Genomic DNA, 17,352 nt, shown 5'->3' with positions numbered 1-17,352 from the left:
CCCACCCCCTGCGGGCGGCCGTATTAACTAAGCTAATTCGCGCAGTGACATAGGTACGCTTTGAGCGCGGCGAGGGTAATCTATGTCATTCGCGGCGAGCGAAATCAGGGAAGCCAATCGGTAGCGACGTGTGTCAGCCGGTCGTGATAATCAACGAGTCGCGTAAGCTCGTCGACATCAACGATGCGAATGATCCTGCCGTCGCGTTCTACAAGTCCACGCTCTTCCAAGTTTTTCAGCGTTCGGCTGACATGCGTATTGGTCAGGCCAACCGCGTCGCCCAAATCCTGCAGCGTAAGCGGCAATTCGAACACCGACCCGTTTTCTCCGTCGACCACGCGCAACTGCGCGCGAATATCGAGCAGCAAGGTGCTGACCCGCGTTAGTGCATCGGTCCTGCCGACCGACGTCAGGCGCTCTGCCATTGCGACCTGCTCGGCGGCGCTGACGGCATAGAGCAATCCGCCCAGCCGTGGGTGATCGCGGAACAGGCGGCCAAGCGCATCGCGAGGCAACTCGAACAGCGTGCAATCGCTGACGGCTGTCAGGGTGGCGGCGCTGACGTTCCAGGCGATGGAAAAAGTCGAAGTCAGGTCACCGAGAAAATAGAAGCGCAGGATTTGCCGCCCGCCATCAGGCAGTTGCTTCGATCCATGCAGCCATCCCGATGCGACGATATGCAAAAGCGCCGTTTCCTCGCCTTCACGGATTACGATGCTGCCGGCTTCGAACGTGCGTTCACGCCGCTCCAGCCAGCGCAGCGCGTCGCGTTCGGAGTAGGTAAGCGCAAGGTAATGACCGAGCTTCGCTTCCAGAGCGCCGCCGCGATCGGAAATACGCTGCTGGTCTTCCGACGACTTTTCAGAGGATGTTGATGGCTCGTACAAATGCGATAACTTTCATCGATTTCGCAAATCTTGCAGCTTGCTGCGGCGATCCGTCAAGCCCGATCGAATCTGATGCGGGTCGTTATGGTGGGGGCACAAATCGCATCATCGTCATGACAGACCCCGCTCCGTGACAATCTTGTCACCTTCGATCGCGAGCCGCACCGAACACTGGCCCTGTTAACAACATGGAACCTATCAGTCCGCCGGCAATCATGCCGCGGCGAGTGATCCCGTCAACGCCGGACATCGCTTCCTCCGAGGTTGAAGTTTTCGAGATCGTCGCGCGTAACGGCGATCGAATCTCCTGGAATACCATGCTTCATCACCGCTAGGGCCAAGCCGGTCTCAGCCATTTCCTGTGCCGAGCCTCCTTCGAGCCAGCGCAGCAAGACACCGGCAGCGAAAGCGTCCCCGGTGCCGATACGGTCGACGATCGGAGCGATACGGATTTCATCGGTTTGCCAATGCGTATCTCTCAAATCTATGCGAGCGGCCAAGCCGTTAGCGGTGCCGCTTTCCATGTGACGCGCAGTGGAAGCTATGACCTTTAGGGTCGGAAACCTATCGAACGCAGCCTCCGCCGCTTCGCGGCGGCGGTCAGGTCCTTCGCCGGAAAACGTTCGCCCGAGAAGAAGCGAAATGTCGCGGTGATTGCCGATCAGGATGGTTGCGTGCTCGACAAGGTGAGACAGGATCGCGCGCGGATCGCTATCCCAGGCGTCCCACAGGTTTGCGCGGTAGTTGCCGTCGAAGCAAACAGGTACGCTCGCTTCTTTCGCAGCGGATACGGCCGCCTCGGCAAGTGCCACCCCGTGCTCACCGAGCGCTGGCGTGATGCCGGAAAGATGGAGAAGCGAAGCGCCCTCCAACGCTTCTGCAAAGTCGAGATCGGCAGGTGTAGTCTTGACGAACGCGCTGTCCGCCCGGTCATAGGTGACGCGCCCCGCGATCGGACCAGACGGCGGTTCGAAGAAGTAAGCACCCATGCGCCCTGCGGCTTGCTTCACGAAGGCGCGCTCGACTCCTGCTTCTCCCAGGGCGGCTAGCGCACGGTGACCCAGCGGATTGTCCGGAACCGCACTGACCATGCGGGTCGGCACACCAAGGTTCGCGAGGGCGATTGCTACATTCGCTTCCGCTCCGCCTACCGCCAGGTCGAGGTCATGGGTGCGCGATAGCGGTGTACCTGCTGGCGGCGACAGGCGCAGCAGCAATTCGCCGAAGCAGACGACGGGCCCCCGCCCCGCCCCCTCGATCATCGTGCCAGCCATTCGCCATCGACCGCGAGAATGTGGCCCTGAACGTAATCCGCGGCGCTGCTCGCAAGGAAGACTGCCGCCCCGCCGATATCCGCAGGATCACCCCAGCGCCCTTCAGGAATACGCTCCATGATCTGACGGTTGCGCGTTTCGGACGGATCACTTCGCGCTACCGGGGTCACCTCGGGACCTGGCTTTTGAAGTGCGAGGCCGGTGTCCTGTCGATGCTTGCTCTGCTGCAAGTGACCTTGGTTAGATCGAAAGCTTTATCGGACATGCCCTGCTCCAGATGCCGTCAAAGGCTGCGAAGATAGTCGCCGCTTGCGCGCGTTCCTGCAGCAAACAGCAAGAAAAGCTGGTTCTCACACCACGATTCTCCATGCAAGGTGTCACTGCGCTCATTTAGTAGCCGTTCCAGAATTGGAACGAAACAACGCCTGCACAAATTTCATGTCCATTAGCAATTTCAGACTAACAGCGCCTAGACATTCGCTCAGGCATCGCCGTTAGTAAATTTATTCTCGAGGTTCAAATTGCCATTCCATATCGTACTCAGCCAGCACATCGACTTCGACGAAATCAGTCGCAAAGCCGCAGTTTGCGAACGCCCTCGTCACGCCATGAAGCAACTGGCCGATCGGCTTGATGCAGAAGTACATAGTCCGCCGGGAAAAAGCGGAAAGCTTTTGGACAAGGTTCGGTCGCAATTTATCGGCACGCCGGAGTTGTGGGGCTATGCCCGCGAATTGACCCGTCAGTTCACGGCGAAGGATGTCGTTTACTGTCCAGATGAAGAGGTTGGCCTTCCCTTGGCAGCGCTGTGCTCCCAAAACCAGAACGGGGCAAAAATTGCGCTCATGGTGCACAATGTCGATCGACCCCGCGCTCGGCTGACCTTGAAGTCCAGCGCCGCATGTCGTTCCGCTGCCATGTATCTGGCCGTCTCCCATCGCCAACTAACCTTCCTTGAGCGAACTATCGGTATCGACGCGTCGCGGACGGCTTTTGTAGCCGACCAGACCGACATGCGTTTTTTCACACCCGGCCCACCCAATCCACAAAAGGTTCGCCCACTACTGGTAAGTGCGGGACTGGAGAAACGCGATTACGCAGTTCTGTCCGAGGCGGTCGAGAATTTGGACGTGGATGTGCGCATAACCGGCTTTTCAGCCGATGCGAAATCCGGAAGTAGTCGTTTTCCGCAGAGCTGGCCGAGCAATTTCGACCGTCGACGGTATGAATGGACGGAACTGGTAGATCTCTACAGAAACGCGGACATTGTCGTGGTTCCAGTCATTCCTAGCTCGTATGCTGCAGGCGTAACCACAATTGTCGAAGGAATGGCAAGCAGACGGCCTGTCATTGCCAGCAACAGCGAAGGACTGACAGGATATCTCGATGACACGGATGCCATTCTTTCCGTAGAACCTGAAAATCCAGGCGAGCTTCGCGATGCGATAGTTACGTTGCTCGAAAACCCGGAACGCGCCGAACGGATGGGACAGCGCGGGTTCGAAATTGCCGGAGAGCGCTACTCGTCGGAAGTACATGTCGAGAATATAGCTAAAATTATGGAAGACCTCGCTGCTGGTTAGAGGGGAATTCGAGCAAACCGTCGACATCCAAGCCAGTCGATTTGCTGCGAGGCGAAAACCGCGCCGGCTTTCGCCGACGCGGTCCCCCGAGTCGCCTCGGTAACCAAGTTAGGCCAGTTGCGCCGACTGCGCCGTAAAGAACGTGCTGCCGGCTTGGAACAGTCTCGGGCTGACGTATTTCGATAACTTACGCCGCTTCCTTGCTGCCGCTATCCCCATTTCTGGGGATACGGAGAATTTTTCGCGTCGCTCATCTAGGCATTTAAAAAAGCCGTTTTCAGTCGACATTCGAATGAATTAGCGACACAAAAAGCTGATGATGCGCTTAAGCTTCGAGCGGGCCTACGAGGCGGTGACCGATGATGGGCAGTTCCTGAACATTCTCGACGAAGTCGCCGCCACTATCGACGCCAAGGGTTACGCTGCCGGATGGGCCGCCCATGGACTGATCGAAAGCATGTTCGCCATCAAGAACGACTGGTCGGCAGACATGATCACGGATTATCACACCAATCACGCTCCCTCGGATCCGTGGGCCGCCGCGGTCTTCAGTGCGGGCAACTTCGGGACCTTTCAGAACCTCAGCCAATTGGTGCCCGACAAGAAGTTCGGAGCGAGCGAGCTCTATAACGAACTACTGCGTCCGGGCGGTGACGACACGTTCTATGCCGCCGGACTGACAATGCCTCTGCCGGATGGCGCCGCTGGCGGCGTCACCTTCTACCGCGGGCGGCGGCAGGGCGGCTTCGACACCGATGCAATGAAAGCCCTGCACGAGATCGAAGCAGATCTGGCGCGGCTCGTTAGCCTAAAGGCGCGGCTGCACGGACAATCGCTCGCCGGAAGCCACTGGCGGGAGGCGGTGTCCCGGCTCGCGACACCGGCGTTTGTCCTCAATGCCGAGATGGCACTGGTGGACTACAACGCGGCTGCCGAGGTAATCTTGGCGCTGGGTCGAGGTCTGACACTGCGCCGCGGTCGGCTCATGGCAACGTTTCCCGCCAGCCATGTCGAACTCGAAAGCGCCTGTAATGCCGCGCTGAACGGAAAGATCGGCGGTCTTTCGGCGGTCCGGGTCACGTGCGGAAATATCGAACGACGCTTTACCGTGCTCGCGTTGCCGAACCTTGGCGGTGGACAACGCGTCCTTCTCCTCGGTGATCAGCCGGAAGCGGTCGGCAGAACCCAAGGCGACCTACTGCGCCTGCGGTATCGGCTGTCGCCCGCCGAAGCCACCCTGATGTGTGCGCTTGCTTCCGGCGCGTCGCCGCAAGAGCAGGCATTGGAGCGTGAAGTGAGTATCGAAACCGTCCGTACGCAGTACCGCTCCGCGGTCAGGAAGATGGACTGCAAAAGCCTAACCGACGCAATCATCGCGGTAAGGCGGATCCTGGTTCTCGCTACTTGAAGTCGCCTCTTTCCTGAATTTACGATAGCCGTAGGCGATTTCGGAACGTCAGGAAGCCGGACAATACTTCGCCAGATACTGCGCGTGAGGCGACATACGATCGACGAGCCAACGGATCGAGCTCGCCATCTCGTCGATCTCGCTTCCGTGACGGTGGGCTGCGGCGTCAGCCATCGGACTAGTTCCGTCCATCGTGATGCCTTGGCCCATCATCACGGCGGCCCAACTGGTCGTGGTGAAAAGCTCGTCATCTTCCCGGAACACCTGACCGTTGGCTTTGAAAACCTCGATCTTCTCAGCGAGCGAATCCGGTATCGCCATCGTTCGACAGTAATTCCAGAATTCGGAATCGTCTCGCCGCGTGGCCGTGTAGTGAAGAACGAGGAAATCGCGAATCCGCGCATATTCTTTCGTCGCCAGCCGGTTGTACGTACTCTGCTGCGCCTCGGTAATACCATCGAGCGATAGCGTCGCGATCAGCTTGTTCACGCCGGTGTTGATGAGGTGGATCGAGGTGCTTTCGAGCGGTTCCATGAACCCTGACGCGAGACCCAGCGCGACAACGTTCTTGTTCCAGAATTTCTTCCGGTGCCCGGTTACGAAGCGCAAATGGTTCGGTTCGGCCGTCGGTTTTCCGGCCATATTCGCGACGAGAATATGATGCGCTTCGTCCGCCTCCATAAACTGGCTGCAATAGACGTGACCGTTGCCGTTGCGATGTTGCAAAGGGACTTGCCACTGCCATCCCGCCGAATGCGCTGTCGCCCGCGTAAAGGGCGGCGGCGGAGAGCCGTCGTCGCGGTTGCATGGCAAGGCGACGGCACGGTCGCAGGGAAGGTAGTGCGTCCATTCTTCGTAACCGGTCTCGAGCGCCTGCTCGATCAGCAGCCCGCGAAAACCGGTACAATCGACAAAGAGATCGCCTTCGATCACCGCATCATCGTCCATGGTGACGCCGGTGACGAAGCCGGTCTCTCCGTCGAGCGCGACATCCTTTACGATACCCTCGCGACGCACGACGCCGTTCTTCTCGGCGTAGGATCGCAGGAAGCGGGCGTAGGCGGTCGCATTGATGTGGTAAGCGTAATTCATCGGCGGAAGATCATCGCGTGCGTAGTCAGCCGTCCGTGAGAACTTGCCGAAATGCGCCGCCATCGTCTCGAGATTGAACAGTTGCAGCGGTCGCTTGTCGCCCTGTTCGCGCAGCTTGTGCCAAACCTGATGAAAGCCGATGCCGCCTAGATCGTAGCCGTAATTGCCGAAAGGGTGGATGTAGCTTTCACCCACCTGACCCCAGTTCACAAACTGAATGCCGAGCTTGAAGGTGCCCTGCACCGCGGAGAGGAGCTCGCGCTCGCTTATTTCCAGTGCCTGGTTGAACTCAACGAGCGGCGGAATGGTCGCTTCACCGACGCCGACCGTCCCGATCGTTTCGGATTCGATGACGGTAATGCCGAGGTCGCGCCCGCGGCGTATGCGCGACAGCGCTGCAGCCGCCATCCAGCCGGCCGTGCCCCCGCCGACGATTACGATATGCTCGATTGCCATTCCGATCCCCATGCCCGCGATCGCCCCCTGTTACCAGAGTGCAACGCCTTTTGAGAACGTTCATATTGCGTCTTGTGAACGCTCACAAGTAGGGATATCAAACTTCCAACGCAGGGTCATCCTGCCAGAATTGTGAGTCGAACCCGATACAAAGATCGGGGACATGGGAGGATATATGTTTCGCAGAACGACTGGCGTCGCTGCCTTGCCGCGCCGTATTGCAGCACTGACCACGGCATCGGGCCTTGCTCTTGCCGCCGCCCATCCCGCACTGGCGCAGACCGTCGATGAAGACGATACGATTACCGAAGAATCCGCTGGCGGTACTCCGGAAACACTGGACGACGAGAATGTCATCGTCGTTACGGGCATCGCCGCTTCGCTCAGTTCGGCGCAGAACATCAAGGAGCGCGCGGATACGGTCGTCGACGTCATCACGGCAGAAGATATCGGTGCGCTGGCTGACCGTTCGGTTGCCGAAGCGCTTCAGCGCGTGCCTGGGATCGCCATCGGCCGGTTCGAGAAAACTTCCGACCCGACCCGTTTTTCGGTCGAGGGCACCGGCGTTATCATTCGCGGCCTACCCGACAACTTCGGCCGTTCGGAACTCAATGGACGCGACATCTTCTCGGCAAATGGTGGCCGCGCGCTAAGCTTCGAAGACGTTTCTCCCGAACTCGTCGGCCGTGTCGAAGTATTTAAGAACGTCACTGCCGACATGATCGAAGGTCAAATCTCCGGCCTCGTGAATCTTGTCACCCGCAAACCGCTCGATACGCCTGGGTTCCGCATTGCCGGTTCGGTCGAAGCGAATTACGGCGACCTGCGAGAAGAGTGGTCCCCCACTTTCAACATCATCGCATCCGACACTTTCGAAACAGGTGCCGGTACGTTCGGTCTGCAAGCAAGCTATTCGAAATCGAAGCTGAAAAGCCGTACCGACTCCTCGCAGGCGATCGACACCTGCTATCGTCCCGCCGATCTTAGCGGCGGTTGCCAGCGTATCTTCGATTTGAATTCCGGCGGCTTCGGTGATGCGCCTAATTATACTCCCGAAGAGTTTCCGCCTGAAGGTTCCGTCCTCGTGCCGCAGTATGCCGGTGTCCGTTCGACGACCCTAGACCGCGACAGGGAAGCGATCTCCGGCGTCGCCCAGTTCGAGACACTCGACGGCGGGCTATTGATGACGCTCGAGTACCTTCGCTCCGAAACGACGTTCTTCACCGAAGAATACGCGCTTATCGGGCGCATCGATGACGGGGTATCCTCACCAGACCTGCGTTCGGACAGTGATACGGTCTTCGAAGATGGCCGGTTCGTCAGCGGGATACTCACCGATAATGTCGGCGATGCGTATGCGACGCCATTCGGCTTTGGTGGCATTCCGCTCGACTCGCTCCGGTTCCTCCGCGAACTGAAGAGCACCACGCAGGATATCTCGTTCGATATCGATACGGAATTTTCCGACCGATTTCGCGGCAATTTCGAGGCTCAGTACTTAACCTCGAAGCTAACTCGCGATTCCGTCTTCGGCGCGCTCAGCACGTGGGCAGATATTGATATCGACCTTTCCGGTGAGACACCGGACGTTCAGTTCCTGGCCCCGATCGGCGCACCAGCAGATTATTTTAGCTCGGGCTTCTACACTTATTACTGGTTCGGGCTCGACAGCCGTGAGCGTAACGACGGCGATCTGTTCAGCCTGCGGGGTGACTTCGAATACGACATCAGCGACGAGGGCTTCCTCAAGAAAGCACGTTTCGGAGCACGTTGGGCCGCGCGCGATCGCACGACCCGTAACACGAACTTCAGCACTTGGGGCAACCTGTCTGCACCGTGGGCGGGACGCGGCGGCTGCCTGCCATGGGGCGAAGGGCCCGGCTGTTTCTCGGAAGGTGCAGGACCATTTGGTAATGGCTTCATTCCAGGCCGCTTCTACACCGGACTTGACGGGCAGGAGTTCGCCATTGCGGGCGGCGCATTCACCGATGAATTTCCAAATTATTCGCAGTTGCGCAATCCGTTCGCCAACGACTTCCAGCGCGGCGAGACCAGCACACCTATCGAGAACGGTGCCGCTTATTTCTACGGCGGCGATGATTTTCTCGACGACTACCTGAACGGCATTACCGACCAGCAATGGGACGAGATAGCTACCTTCGGGCAGTCCCCGGAACGCTTTAATCTAGGCGTAAATGGCCGCACGAGGACGTTGCTTGATGGAACAACCGTCGAATGTGATCCCTTCTGCCCCGCCGAAATCTCCGATGTTACGGAATTGACTAAGGCGGCATACGCCCGCGTCGATTACGGGATGGACTTCGGGAGTGGCTGGTCGTTGGGAGGCAACATCGGTCTGCGATACGTCGAGACGGAAGTGCAGACCGGCGGATTGCTGGCGTTCCCGGATCCCGGCCAATTCGACAGCACGACGATCGGGGGCAATGGCGACGGCGTCGTTCAAGTGAGCGAAATCGACGCATTGTGCTCAACCCCGGCGCCTCCGGGACAGCAACGTCAGTACTGCTTGCTGACTGGCGCCCGGAAAGCTGAATTCGCGTCTCTATTCACCGGTGATCTGGTGCGCGACGACCGTGACATTAACTTCGATCACTGGTTGCCGAGCTTCAATATCAGACTCGACAGCGGAACCGGCATCGTGCTTCGCGGCGCCGTCTCTAAAGGGATTGTGCGTCCCGAGCTGAACTACTTCAGTGCGAATGGCGTGTTTGGTTTCAGCGGCCGTATCGATACCGGCCCGCTGCTGTCGATCCAGACCGGCAACCGCGGCGTCAAGCCCGTCGAGTCCTGGAACTATGACCTATCCGCCGAGTGGTATTTTGCCGATGTGGGTTCGCTTACTGCAGCCTTCTTCCTGAAGGATATCACAGGCTTGATCGATAACGGGACGGGCCTGCAGACCTACACCGGCGGAAACGGCACGACTGCCGATGTGATCATCACGGGTCCGGCCAACGATTACGATGGCGTGCTCAAGGGTATGGAACTGGCCTACCAGCACAAGTTCGACTTCTTGCCGGGCTTGCTGAGCGGGTTTGGGGTGCAGGCATCGTACACTTACGTCGATGCTGGGGACTTCCCTAACCCTGCGCTGTCGTCGATCGGATCTCCGTCGGTGGCAAACGGAGCGGCACCGCTGAATGCAAGCCCCTTCCAAGAACAGTTGCCGCTTCGAGGCTTCTCGGAGCACACCGTAAATGGGGTGCTATTCTATGAAAAAGGTCCGCTTTCGGTACGCGCTGCCTACAACTGGCGAAGCGAATTCCTCGTAACACCACGCGATGACCTGTTTCCGTTCTCGCCGACGTTCCAAGAAGCTGGCGGCCAGCTCGACGGATCGATCTTTTACACGGTCAACGAATTCCTTAAGCTGGGTGTTCAGGGTGTGAACCTGCTGGACGAAGTTACGAAGCTTTCGACCGTAGTCGATTACGACGGCACGCGCGTCATCAGCAACGCGTTCCGAAACGATCGCCGCTTCACCTTTATCGCTCGGTTCGCCTTCTAGGCTAGACTTTGCTAAAAGGGCTTCGGCACATCGCCGGAGCCCTTTGTCTTCATACGAACGGTAGCGCTACCATTGCCCTGCGGCTGCGGTGCGAATACTACGGCGTCTCAAGGACGATTGCGGAGAAGTAAGGACATGGCTCGGCGGCGCCAGTCGGTGACGATCAAACATGTTGCAGCGGACGCGGGCGTGTCGCTGCAGACGGTAAGCCGCGTCATCAACAATGAACCGAACGTCCGGCCTGCGATGAAAGAGCGGGTGCAGGAAAGCATCGACAAGCTCGGCTACGTCCCGTCGATCGCAGCCCAGCGGATGAGCGGGTCGCGTTCCTACATCATCATGGCGATCAACGACCGCGATCTGACGATTGCGGACTGGCGCGCGCGCGAGGGGCGCGACTGGATCGACCAGATGCTGCTTGGCGGGATGCTGACCTGCGCCGAACACGGCTACCGGATGCTGATCGAGCTCGTGGATACGCATAACGACCATGTCGAGCGCGAACTTGGCGCGGCGATTGCCGCCTTGCAGCCCGATGGAATCATCCTGACGCCGCCGCATTCGGAGAACCCGCTGATTACCGGCCTGCTTGCCGAGCGGGGTATTCCTTTTGCCCGCATCGGCTCGAAACAGGGCGGTCTGGGCATTGCGATGACGATGGGCGATACGCATAACGCGCGGCTCGCGACCGAGCATCTTATTCAGCTGGGACATACGCGGATCGGGTTCATTGCCGGGCCGGAAGAGTTCAGTCTGTCGAACTGGCGCGTAGACGGCTGGAAAAGCGCGCTTGAAGCTGCCGGCCTGTCTGCGGAAGGCCTGTGCGAGCGCGGCGATTTCGGGTTCGCCAGCGGCTCGATCGCTGCAGAGAAACTGCTGCGAACGGACGATGCGCCGAGTGCAATCATTGCGAGCAGCGACCAGATGGCGCTTGCGACGCTCGAGGTCGCGCGCGGCCGCGGCCTTCAGATACCCCGCGACCTATCGATCGTCAGTTTCGACAATTCGCCTATCGTGCGCTTTACGCAGCCGCCGCTTACCGCCATCGACCAGCCAATCGCGGAAACGACCTCGCGCGCGGTCGAGCTGTTGATTGAGAACGCAAGCGGGAAGCGGCCCGCAGAACCGATCAGTGTGCCCGGCAAGCTGATCGTACGCGCCTCTACCGGCAAAGCTCCGTCCGCGAATCTTTCCGAACCCCGCACGCGTTCGGCGTAACCGCCGCGAGCCATTCGCTATGGCTTGATTTTGCACGCCGGGCGTGTCACCCCTTCAATTGATAACGTTCTCAAAGAGCGAAAACGGGTAGGGATGTTTGTTATGAAATCTGTGGGTACGGCCCTCTTCGCCGCTGCGCTTCTTGCTGGTTGCAGCACGGTCACTCGGGTCGCCGAGATGCCGGCAGCCACCGCAGCGCGACCGAGCGAGGACGCGCGGGTCGCCGATCTGCTTTCGCGCATGAGCGTCGAGCGCAAAGTCGCGCAGCTTATTCAGCCGCAAATCAACAGTTTCACCGCCGAAGACATGCGCCGCTACCGCTTCGGAAGTTATCTCAACGGCGGCAACGGCGGTCCCTATGGCGAGGAATTCGCGGAAGCTTCGGAGTGGCTGAAGCTTGCCGACGAAATGTATCTCACGTCGGTCGCACCCATGCCGAACGGCGAACCGGTCATCCCGACGATGTGGGGCACGGATGCGGTTCACGGACATACCAATGTCATTCGCGCGACGATCTTCCCGCACAATATCGGACTCGGCGCGACGCGTGATGCCGACCTCGTGCGGCGGATCGGCGAGGCAACCGCGACCGAGATCGAGGTCACGGGCATTGACTGGAACTTCTCGCCGACCATCGCCGTCGCGCAGGACGACCGCTGGGGCCGGACCTACGAAAGCTATTCGGAAGATCCGGCGATCGTCGCGCCGCTGGGCGCCGCTCTTGTCGAGGGACTGCAGGGCCGCTGCGGCGAAGCGGACCGGCTCGGCGCGGGCCACGTGATTGCGACGGCCAAGCACTTCTTCGGCGACGGCGGGACCGACCAGGGCGTCGATCAGGGCGAAGTCACCGGCGACATCGAAGCGCTGAAACGCATTCACGCCGCGCCATACCCAGCCGCGATCGAAGCTGGCGTGGAAGCGGTCATGGCGAGCTTCAACTCGATCAACGGGCGCAAGATGCACGGAAACGAAGCGCTATTGACGGGCGTCCTGCGCGACGAACTCGGCTTCGACGGCCTCGTCGTGGGCGACTGGAACGGCCACGGACAGGTGGCAGGCTGCACGAATACCGATTGCCCGCAATCGCTGCTCGCCGGACTCGACATCTACATGGTTCCCGACGAATGGAAGGGCTTGCTGGAAACGACCGTGCGGCAGGTCGAGGACGGCACGATCCCGATGGCGCGGCTCGACGAAGCGGTCGGGCGCGTGCTGCGCGTGAAAATGCGGGCAGGCCTGCTCGACGAGATGGTGCGCCCTTCCGAGCGGCCGAATGCGGGCGACTATGACCTGCTCGGTTCACCCGAGCATCGCGCCATCGCACGCGAGGCAGTCGCCAAGTCGCAAGTCCTGCTCAAGAACACCGGCGTCCTGCCGCTGAAACGCGGTGCGAATATCCTCGTCGCAGGAAGCGCCGCCGACGACATCGCGCAGGCTGCGGGCGGGTGGACGTTGACCTGGCAAGGCGGCGGCGACCTCGACAACAGCTACTTTCCGGGCGCCACGTCGATCTGGAGCGGATTGAGGTCCGCCGTCGGACAGACCGGGGGCCGGACCACCCTGTCCGCTGACGGAAGCTACGCCGCAAAACCCGATGCCGCCGTCGTGGTCTTCGGTGAAGAGCCTTACGCCGAGTTTTCCGGAGACCGGAAGAACCTCGCCTTTTCGGACGAGGAAGGGCTGACGCTGCTCCGCAAGTTCAAAGCCGAAGGCGTGCCGACCGTCGCGGTCTTCCTGTCGGGCCGCCCGATGTGGATGAACCGCGAGCTGAACGCTGCCGACGCGTTTGTTGCATCGTGGCTGCCGGGCAGCGAGGGCGCGGGCGTCGCGGATGTGCTGACCGGCGCGCGACCCTTCACCGGCAAGCTAGGCTTCAGCTGGCCGAGCCGCTGCGACCAGGGACCGCTCAACGGGCCGCAGGGCGCGCTCTTCCCGGTCGGATTTGGCCTCGACGCACGCCAGCGTTCGAGCCTCCCCGCGCTCGACGAGACCTGCGCGCCGCTGCTCGCAGGTCAAGGGTCAGACTGGTTCGTGCGCGGCCGTTTCGAAAGCGGCGTAACGGCGCGCGCTGGTAATACGATGCTACCTGACCTCCGCGGATCGGCATCCGGCGTGAGCGCGACCGGCATCGACCGCAATGCGCAGGAAGACTCGCGCCAGATCACCTTCACGCCCGGCTCTTCCCTGACGATCGCGCAGGAAAGCGCCGGCAGCGGAGCCTACCGGATCCTGTACCGCGTAGCCGAACGGCCGGGCGAGCCGGTCACGCTGACCATCGGGGACGCGGCGCTCGACCTGACGCAGCCCCTTTCGGTCGCTGCGGGAAAGGATTGGCGCGAAATGGTCATTACCGCGGAATGCGCGCCGGGCCTCGGCGACAGCCTGACCTTCACCAGCGCCGGCGCTTTCAGCTTCGACATTGCCGAGATCGGCCGCGAGGAACTGGCTGACGGTACCCGGTGCTCGTTCTGAAACTGATCGGGACAGCGTGATGAAAACCTTGAAAGCCCTTACGATTGCCGCCGCCGGGCTCGTTGCTGCAAGCGGCTGCGCGCAGCAGAAGGAGCCAGAAATGCGCGTCGCACCGGCTGGCGAGACCTTGATCTTCGCCGACGAGTTCAATGCGCCCGCGCTCGACCGGTCCAAATGGGAAGTCATCGGCCCGACCTTCTGGGTGAACGAGGAAGAGCAGGCCTACATCGATTCCGAAGATACGATCTTCATCGCGTCCGAGAACGGCAGCGAGCCAACGGGAACCGGCAGCCTGTTTTTAAAGCCGCAATTTCGCGAAGGCTTCGAAACGCCGACCGGGCGCAAGGCCGACTTCGTTTCGGGCCGCATCACCTCGCAGGGGAAGTTCGACTTTACCTACGGCCGGGCGGTAGGACGGATCAGAATGCCAGACGCGACCGGCGTATGGCCCGCCTTCTGGCTACTCGGCAACGGCGAATGGCCGGGTACGGGCGAGATCGACATCATGGAATATGTCGGCGAACCCGACTGGATCGGCGTCGCGCTTCACGGACCCGGATATTCAGGCGAAACGCCGCTCGTGAACAAGTACTTCTTCGATGCCGGTACCGACATTACCGACTGGCATGAATACGAGGTCGACTGGAACGCGGACCGGATCCTGTTCAAGGTCGACGGCCGGCTGATCTACCGAGTCACGCGCGCGATGGTCGAGAACTACGGCGAATGGCGCTTCGATACACCCAAGCACATCATCCTGAACTTCGCGGTGGGCGGGGTCTACCCGTTCAAGACGAACGGAATTTCAGAACCCTACAAAGGCATGCCGGCCGAAACCGCAGAGCGCATCAAACGCGGCGAACTCGTCATGGAAGTCGACTGGGTCCGAGTGTATCAAGCTCAAGAGTGAGCCATCGCGGAAGTCGGCCACTAAAGATGCGGTCCGACTCGCTTCGGACGGACCGCGCCTGTTTCATCCTCGATCGCCTCAGTCGAGGCGACCGAGCGCACTAGTAATTCGCGCGCAGCGTCACGAATACCTGCCGCGGATTGCCGTAGAACGCAGTGAGCGTTCCTTCAGGCCCCAGCGTCGGTATGGGAAAACCGTTCGCGCCCGTTGGGATTACGCCGGTCACTGGATCTGCAGCGACGAAGGTGTAGCCGCTGGTTTTGTATTCCTTGTCCAGCAGGTTCTTACCATGCAAACCGATCGACCAGCGATCGGACGGCGCAGTATAGACGAGGTTTGCGTCGAGTAGCGCGTAGCCGCCCTGATCGAGATAAGGGTTCGGGATTTCGAACTGGAAGGTCTTGCTGCGATAGCTAGCGGTGACGCCCGCATAGAGGTCGCCCGCCCCCACCGCCGCTGTATAGCCTACCGTTCCGCTCGCCGTCAGTTCGGGCGTGTTCTGCACCTCGCGGAACTCGGCCACATCGGTTGGCACACCGCCGATGTTAGTAATGTACTCGTCGTACTGGGCGTCGATGTATCCGAGCGATCCAGCAAGGCTAAATGCCCCGAGCCGCCAGGACCCTTCTGCCTCGATCCCCTTGAAGGTCGCTTTACCGGCGTTTGATACGATGCCGCAGAACGAGGGTGTCGGCTGTCCATTGACGATGGTGGTGCACGCTACCGAGCCTGGTATCTGCACGTCGGTATAGTCAGCGTAGAAGCCAGCGAGTGCGATATTCGCGCGCCCGCCATCAAAGGAGCCTTTGTATCCGACCTCGTAACTATCGACCTCCTCGGGGCGGAAGCTCAGGAACTGAGCGACTTCGCTCTCCTGTCGGACGCCGTCGTCATTCAAATCAGGCGCGTTTGTGCCCACCCCGCGTGGGTCGAAGCCGCCGCCTTTGAAGCCCTTCGAGAAGCTGGCGTAGATATTGTGATCGGGCGTCGGCATGAAGCTGATCGAAGCGCGCGGAGTGAACTTCTCGAATTCAGCACTGCCGTCGAAGTCCGTGCCCGGCGCACCGAAGGGTACTCCCGCGCCGCCGAACACCGGTGAGCCGCCGCCCAGATAGCTCTGCCGCAGAATATCCGCGAAGCGCTTGTCCCATGTGTACCGACCACCTGCCGAAACCGAAATCTGGTCAGTAACATCGAAGGTGAAGTCGCCGAACACTGCGTAAGTCTCGGTATCGACGTTTGCTTGCGTGAAGGCCGTGAGCCCAGCGAAAGTCGTGAAGATGCGAACGTCAAACAGCGTGTCGGCCTTCGCGTCGAGGTAGTACGCGCCGAGCAATCCGGTGAACGCACCCCCGTTATCGAATTGCAGCTGGAGCTCTTGGCTGAGCTGCTCATTTCGATAAATTGCGGGAACGTCGAGGTCCACCGCTGGCAGCGCGTCGAAGTCGATCGGGGATGCGCTGTCGTCCTTGCGGAAGGCCGAGATAGAGCGGACGGTGAAAGCGTCCGACAGTTCGATGTCGGCATTCATCATGACGCCCCAGCTCTCGACGTCCTGTTCCGGATCATTCAGAGCGCCGCGAGAATCGAACACGTCATCCAGTACCGGCGCGCCGGACACGAGCCCGGGGATCAGCCGATGGCCGCCGCGCGGATTGCTCTTATCGCGCGTGTAGTCGCCTTGGATGCGGAGAAAGACGGGCTCGCCGTAACCGCCCACTTCTAGGCTCGCGCGTCCCGCCCAGATATCCTTGTTGTAATTTTCGAGGCCCGTAGTCAGGTTCTCCCCGAACCCGCCGCGGGACAGACGCGCGACCGACCCGCCGACGCGAATAAGATCGTTCACCGGAGCGGAAGCGGAGACTACGCCTTCCGCTTGGTCGTAGGTGCCGTAGGTCGCCCGTGCACTGAGGGAGAACTCCTGCGGCAGGCGGCGTGTGACGTATTTGACTGCGCCGCCGATGGTGTTGCGGCCGTAAAGCGTGCCCTGCGGTCCCCGCAGCACTTCGATCCGCTCGACATCGTAGATATCCAGCACCGCAGCCTGCGGCCGGTTCAGATAGACGTCGTCAAGATAGATGCCGACGCCCTGCTCGAAGCCCGATACCGGATCCTGCTGCCCTATACCGCGGATGAAGGCGGTCAGGGTGGAGTTCGTCCCACGGCTTGCCTCGAGCGTGACGTTCGGTACGGTCTGGCCGACGTCAGTTATGTCGAGCGCGCCTCGTGTCGCCAGTTCCTCGCCCGAAATTGCGGTTACGGCGATCGGAACATCGATAAGCCGCTCCTCGCGGCGGCGCGCGGTAACTACGATGACGCTGTCCACGCCCGGTTCGTCGGAAACCGCAACCTCAGCATCTGCCTCCAGATCGGGTACCACGACCTGTGCAGAAGCACCGGGAGCGACGAGCGCAGTTCCGGCCACACCTGCAAGCAACAGCGAACCGCTGAAAAAACGATGGATGTTCATGATACTCTCCCTGCCTCTTCTGCGCGGCAATAATGAAAGTTGAACCACCTTTC

At 60.3% G+C, this 17,352-nt stretch carries 11 protein-coding genes; 6 read left to right on the top strand and 5 right to left on the bottom strand.

The window, feature by feature from the left end:
- Positions 1–104: 104 nt before the first annotated feature.
- From HUV48_RS09715 to HUV48_RS14520, 3 genes are all read right to left on the bottom strand, one after another.
- Complete coding sequence (locus tag HUV48_RS09715) at positions 105–887, bottom strand: Crp/Fnr family transcriptional regulator (RefSeq protein WP_176267587.1); 783 nt, start codon at positions 885–887, stop codon at positions 105–107.
- Between the two features lie 236 nt (positions 888–1,123).
- On the bottom strand, positions 1,124–2,161 hold the full coding sequence (locus tag HUV48_RS09710) for a sugar kinase (RefSeq protein ID WP_176267586.1): 1,038 nt from the start codon (positions 2,159–2,161) through the stop codon (positions 1,124–1,126).
- Entirely contained in the window at positions 2,146–2,331 is a 186-nt protein-coding gene (locus HUV48_RS14520; RefSeq protein ID WP_318656086.1) for an SDR family oxidoreductase, read from the bottom strand. Before HUV48_RS14520 ends, HUV48_RS09710 begins: the two co-directional genes overlap by 16 nt.
- A gap of 438 nt (positions 2,332–2,769) precedes the next feature.
- Between HUV48_RS14520 and HUV48_RS09700 the strand changes: the two genes are divergently transcribed.
- Both HUV48_RS09700 and HUV48_RS09695 read left to right on the top strand, forming a co-directional pair.
- A complete protein-coding gene (locus HUV48_RS09700) occupies positions 2,770–3,744 on the top strand; it encodes a glycosyltransferase family 4 protein (RefSeq protein WP_176267585.1) in 975 nt (324 codons plus the stop codon).
- Positions 3,745–4,060: 316 nt separating this feature from the next.
- Entirely contained in the window at positions 4,061–5,152 is a 1,092-nt protein-coding gene (locus tag HUV48_RS09695; RefSeq protein ID WP_176267584.1) for a helix-turn-helix transcriptional regulator, read from the top strand.
- A gap of 48 nt (positions 5,153–5,200) precedes the next feature.
- On the opposite strand, the gene HUV48_RS09690 is transcribed toward HUV48_RS09695, so the two are convergent.
- Positions 5,201–6,700 carry a tryptophan halogenase family protein gene (locus HUV48_RS09690; RefSeq protein ID WP_176267583.1) on the bottom strand — a complete coding sequence of 500 codons (1,500 nt, stop codon included), beginning with the start codon at positions 6,698–6,700 and terminating at the stop codon, positions 5,201–5,203.
- Between the two features lie 175 nt (positions 6,701–6,875).
- On the opposite strand from HUV48_RS09690, the gene HUV48_RS09685 reads away from it, so the two are divergent.
- From HUV48_RS09685 to HUV48_RS09670, 4 genes are all read left to right on the top strand, one after another.
- Positions 6,876–10,229 carry a TonB-dependent receptor gene (locus HUV48_RS09685; protein WP_176267582.1) on the top strand — a complete coding sequence of 1,118 codons (3,354 nt, stop codon included), beginning with the start codon at positions 6,876–6,878 and terminating at the stop codon, positions 10,227–10,229.
- A gap of 135 nt (positions 10,230–10,364) precedes the next feature.
- Positions 10,365–11,447 carry a LacI family DNA-binding transcriptional regulator gene (locus HUV48_RS09680; RefSeq protein WP_176267581.1) on the top strand — a complete coding sequence of 361 codons (1,083 nt, stop codon included), beginning with the start codon at positions 10,365–10,367 and terminating at the stop codon, positions 11,445–11,447.
- A gap of 102 nt (positions 11,448–11,549) precedes the next feature.
- Complete coding sequence (locus HUV48_RS09675; RefSeq protein ID WP_176267580.1) at positions 11,550–13,919, top strand: glycoside hydrolase family 3 protein; 2,370 nt, start codon at positions 11,550–11,552, stop codon at positions 13,917–13,919.
- Positions 13,920–13,938: 19 nt separating this feature from the next.
- On the top strand, positions 13,939–14,829 hold the full coding sequence (locus tag HUV48_RS09670; RefSeq protein ID WP_176267579.1) for a glycoside hydrolase family 16 protein: 891 nt from the start codon (positions 13,939–13,941) through the stop codon (positions 14,827–14,829).
- 100 nt (positions 14,830–14,929) lie between these two features.
- Here HUV48_RS09670 and HUV48_RS09665 read toward each other — a convergent pair whose 3' ends face one another.
- The gene (locus tag HUV48_RS09665; protein WP_176267578.1) at positions 14,930–17,299 is read right to left on the bottom strand and encodes a TonB-dependent receptor; all 2,370 of its coding nucleotides are present in this window, start codon (positions 17,297–17,299) and stop codon (positions 14,930–14,932) included.
- Between the last annotated feature and the right edge of the window lie 53 nt (positions 17,300–17,352).

Source organism: Qipengyuania atrilutea (genome assembly GCF_013370205.1).
Taxonomy (GTDB): domain Bacteria; phylum Pseudomonadota; class Alphaproteobacteria; order Sphingomonadales; family Sphingomonadaceae; genus Actirhodobacter; species Actirhodobacter atriluteus.
This window is presented reverse-complemented; position numbering and strand designations above follow the sequence as displayed.

Excerpts from the sequence above, each read along its gene's own strand:
- HUV48_RS09710 (WP_176267586.1), bottom strand. The coding sequence starts at position 2,161 with ATGGCTGGCACGATGATCGAGGGGGCGGGGCGGGGGCCCGTCGTCTGC.
- HUV48_RS09700 (WP_176267585.1), top strand. The coding sequence starts at position 2,770 with ATGAAGCAACTGGCCGATCGGCTTGATGCAGAAGTACATAGTCCGCCG.
- HUV48_RS09695 (WP_176267584.1), top strand. The coding sequence starts at position 4,061 with ATGATGCGCTTAAGCTTCGAGCGGGCCTACGAGGCGGTGACCGATGAT.
- HUV48_RS09690 (WP_176267583.1), bottom strand. The coding sequence starts at position 6,700 with ATGGCAATCGAGCATATCGTAATCGTCGGCGGGGGCACGGCCGGCTGG.
- HUV48_RS09685 (WP_176267582.1), top strand. The coding sequence starts at position 6,876 with ATGTTTCGCAGAACGACTGGCGTCGCTGCCTTGCCGCGCCGTATTGCA.
- HUV48_RS09680 (WP_176267581.1), top strand. The coding sequence starts at position 10,365 with ATGGCTCGGCGGCGCCAGTCGGTGACGATCAAACATGTTGCAGCGGAC.
- HUV48_RS09675 (WP_176267580.1), top strand. The coding sequence starts at position 11,550 with ATGAAATCTGTGGGTACGGCCCTCTTCGCCGCTGCGCTTCTTGCTGGT.
- HUV48_RS09670 (WP_176267579.1), top strand. The coding sequence starts at position 13,939 with ATGAAAACCTTGAAAGCCCTTACGATTGCCGCCGCCGGGCTCGTTGCT.
- HUV48_RS09665 (WP_176267578.1), bottom strand. The coding sequence starts at position 17,299 with ATGAACATCCATCGTTTTTTCAGCGGTTCGCTGTTGCTTGCAGGTGTG.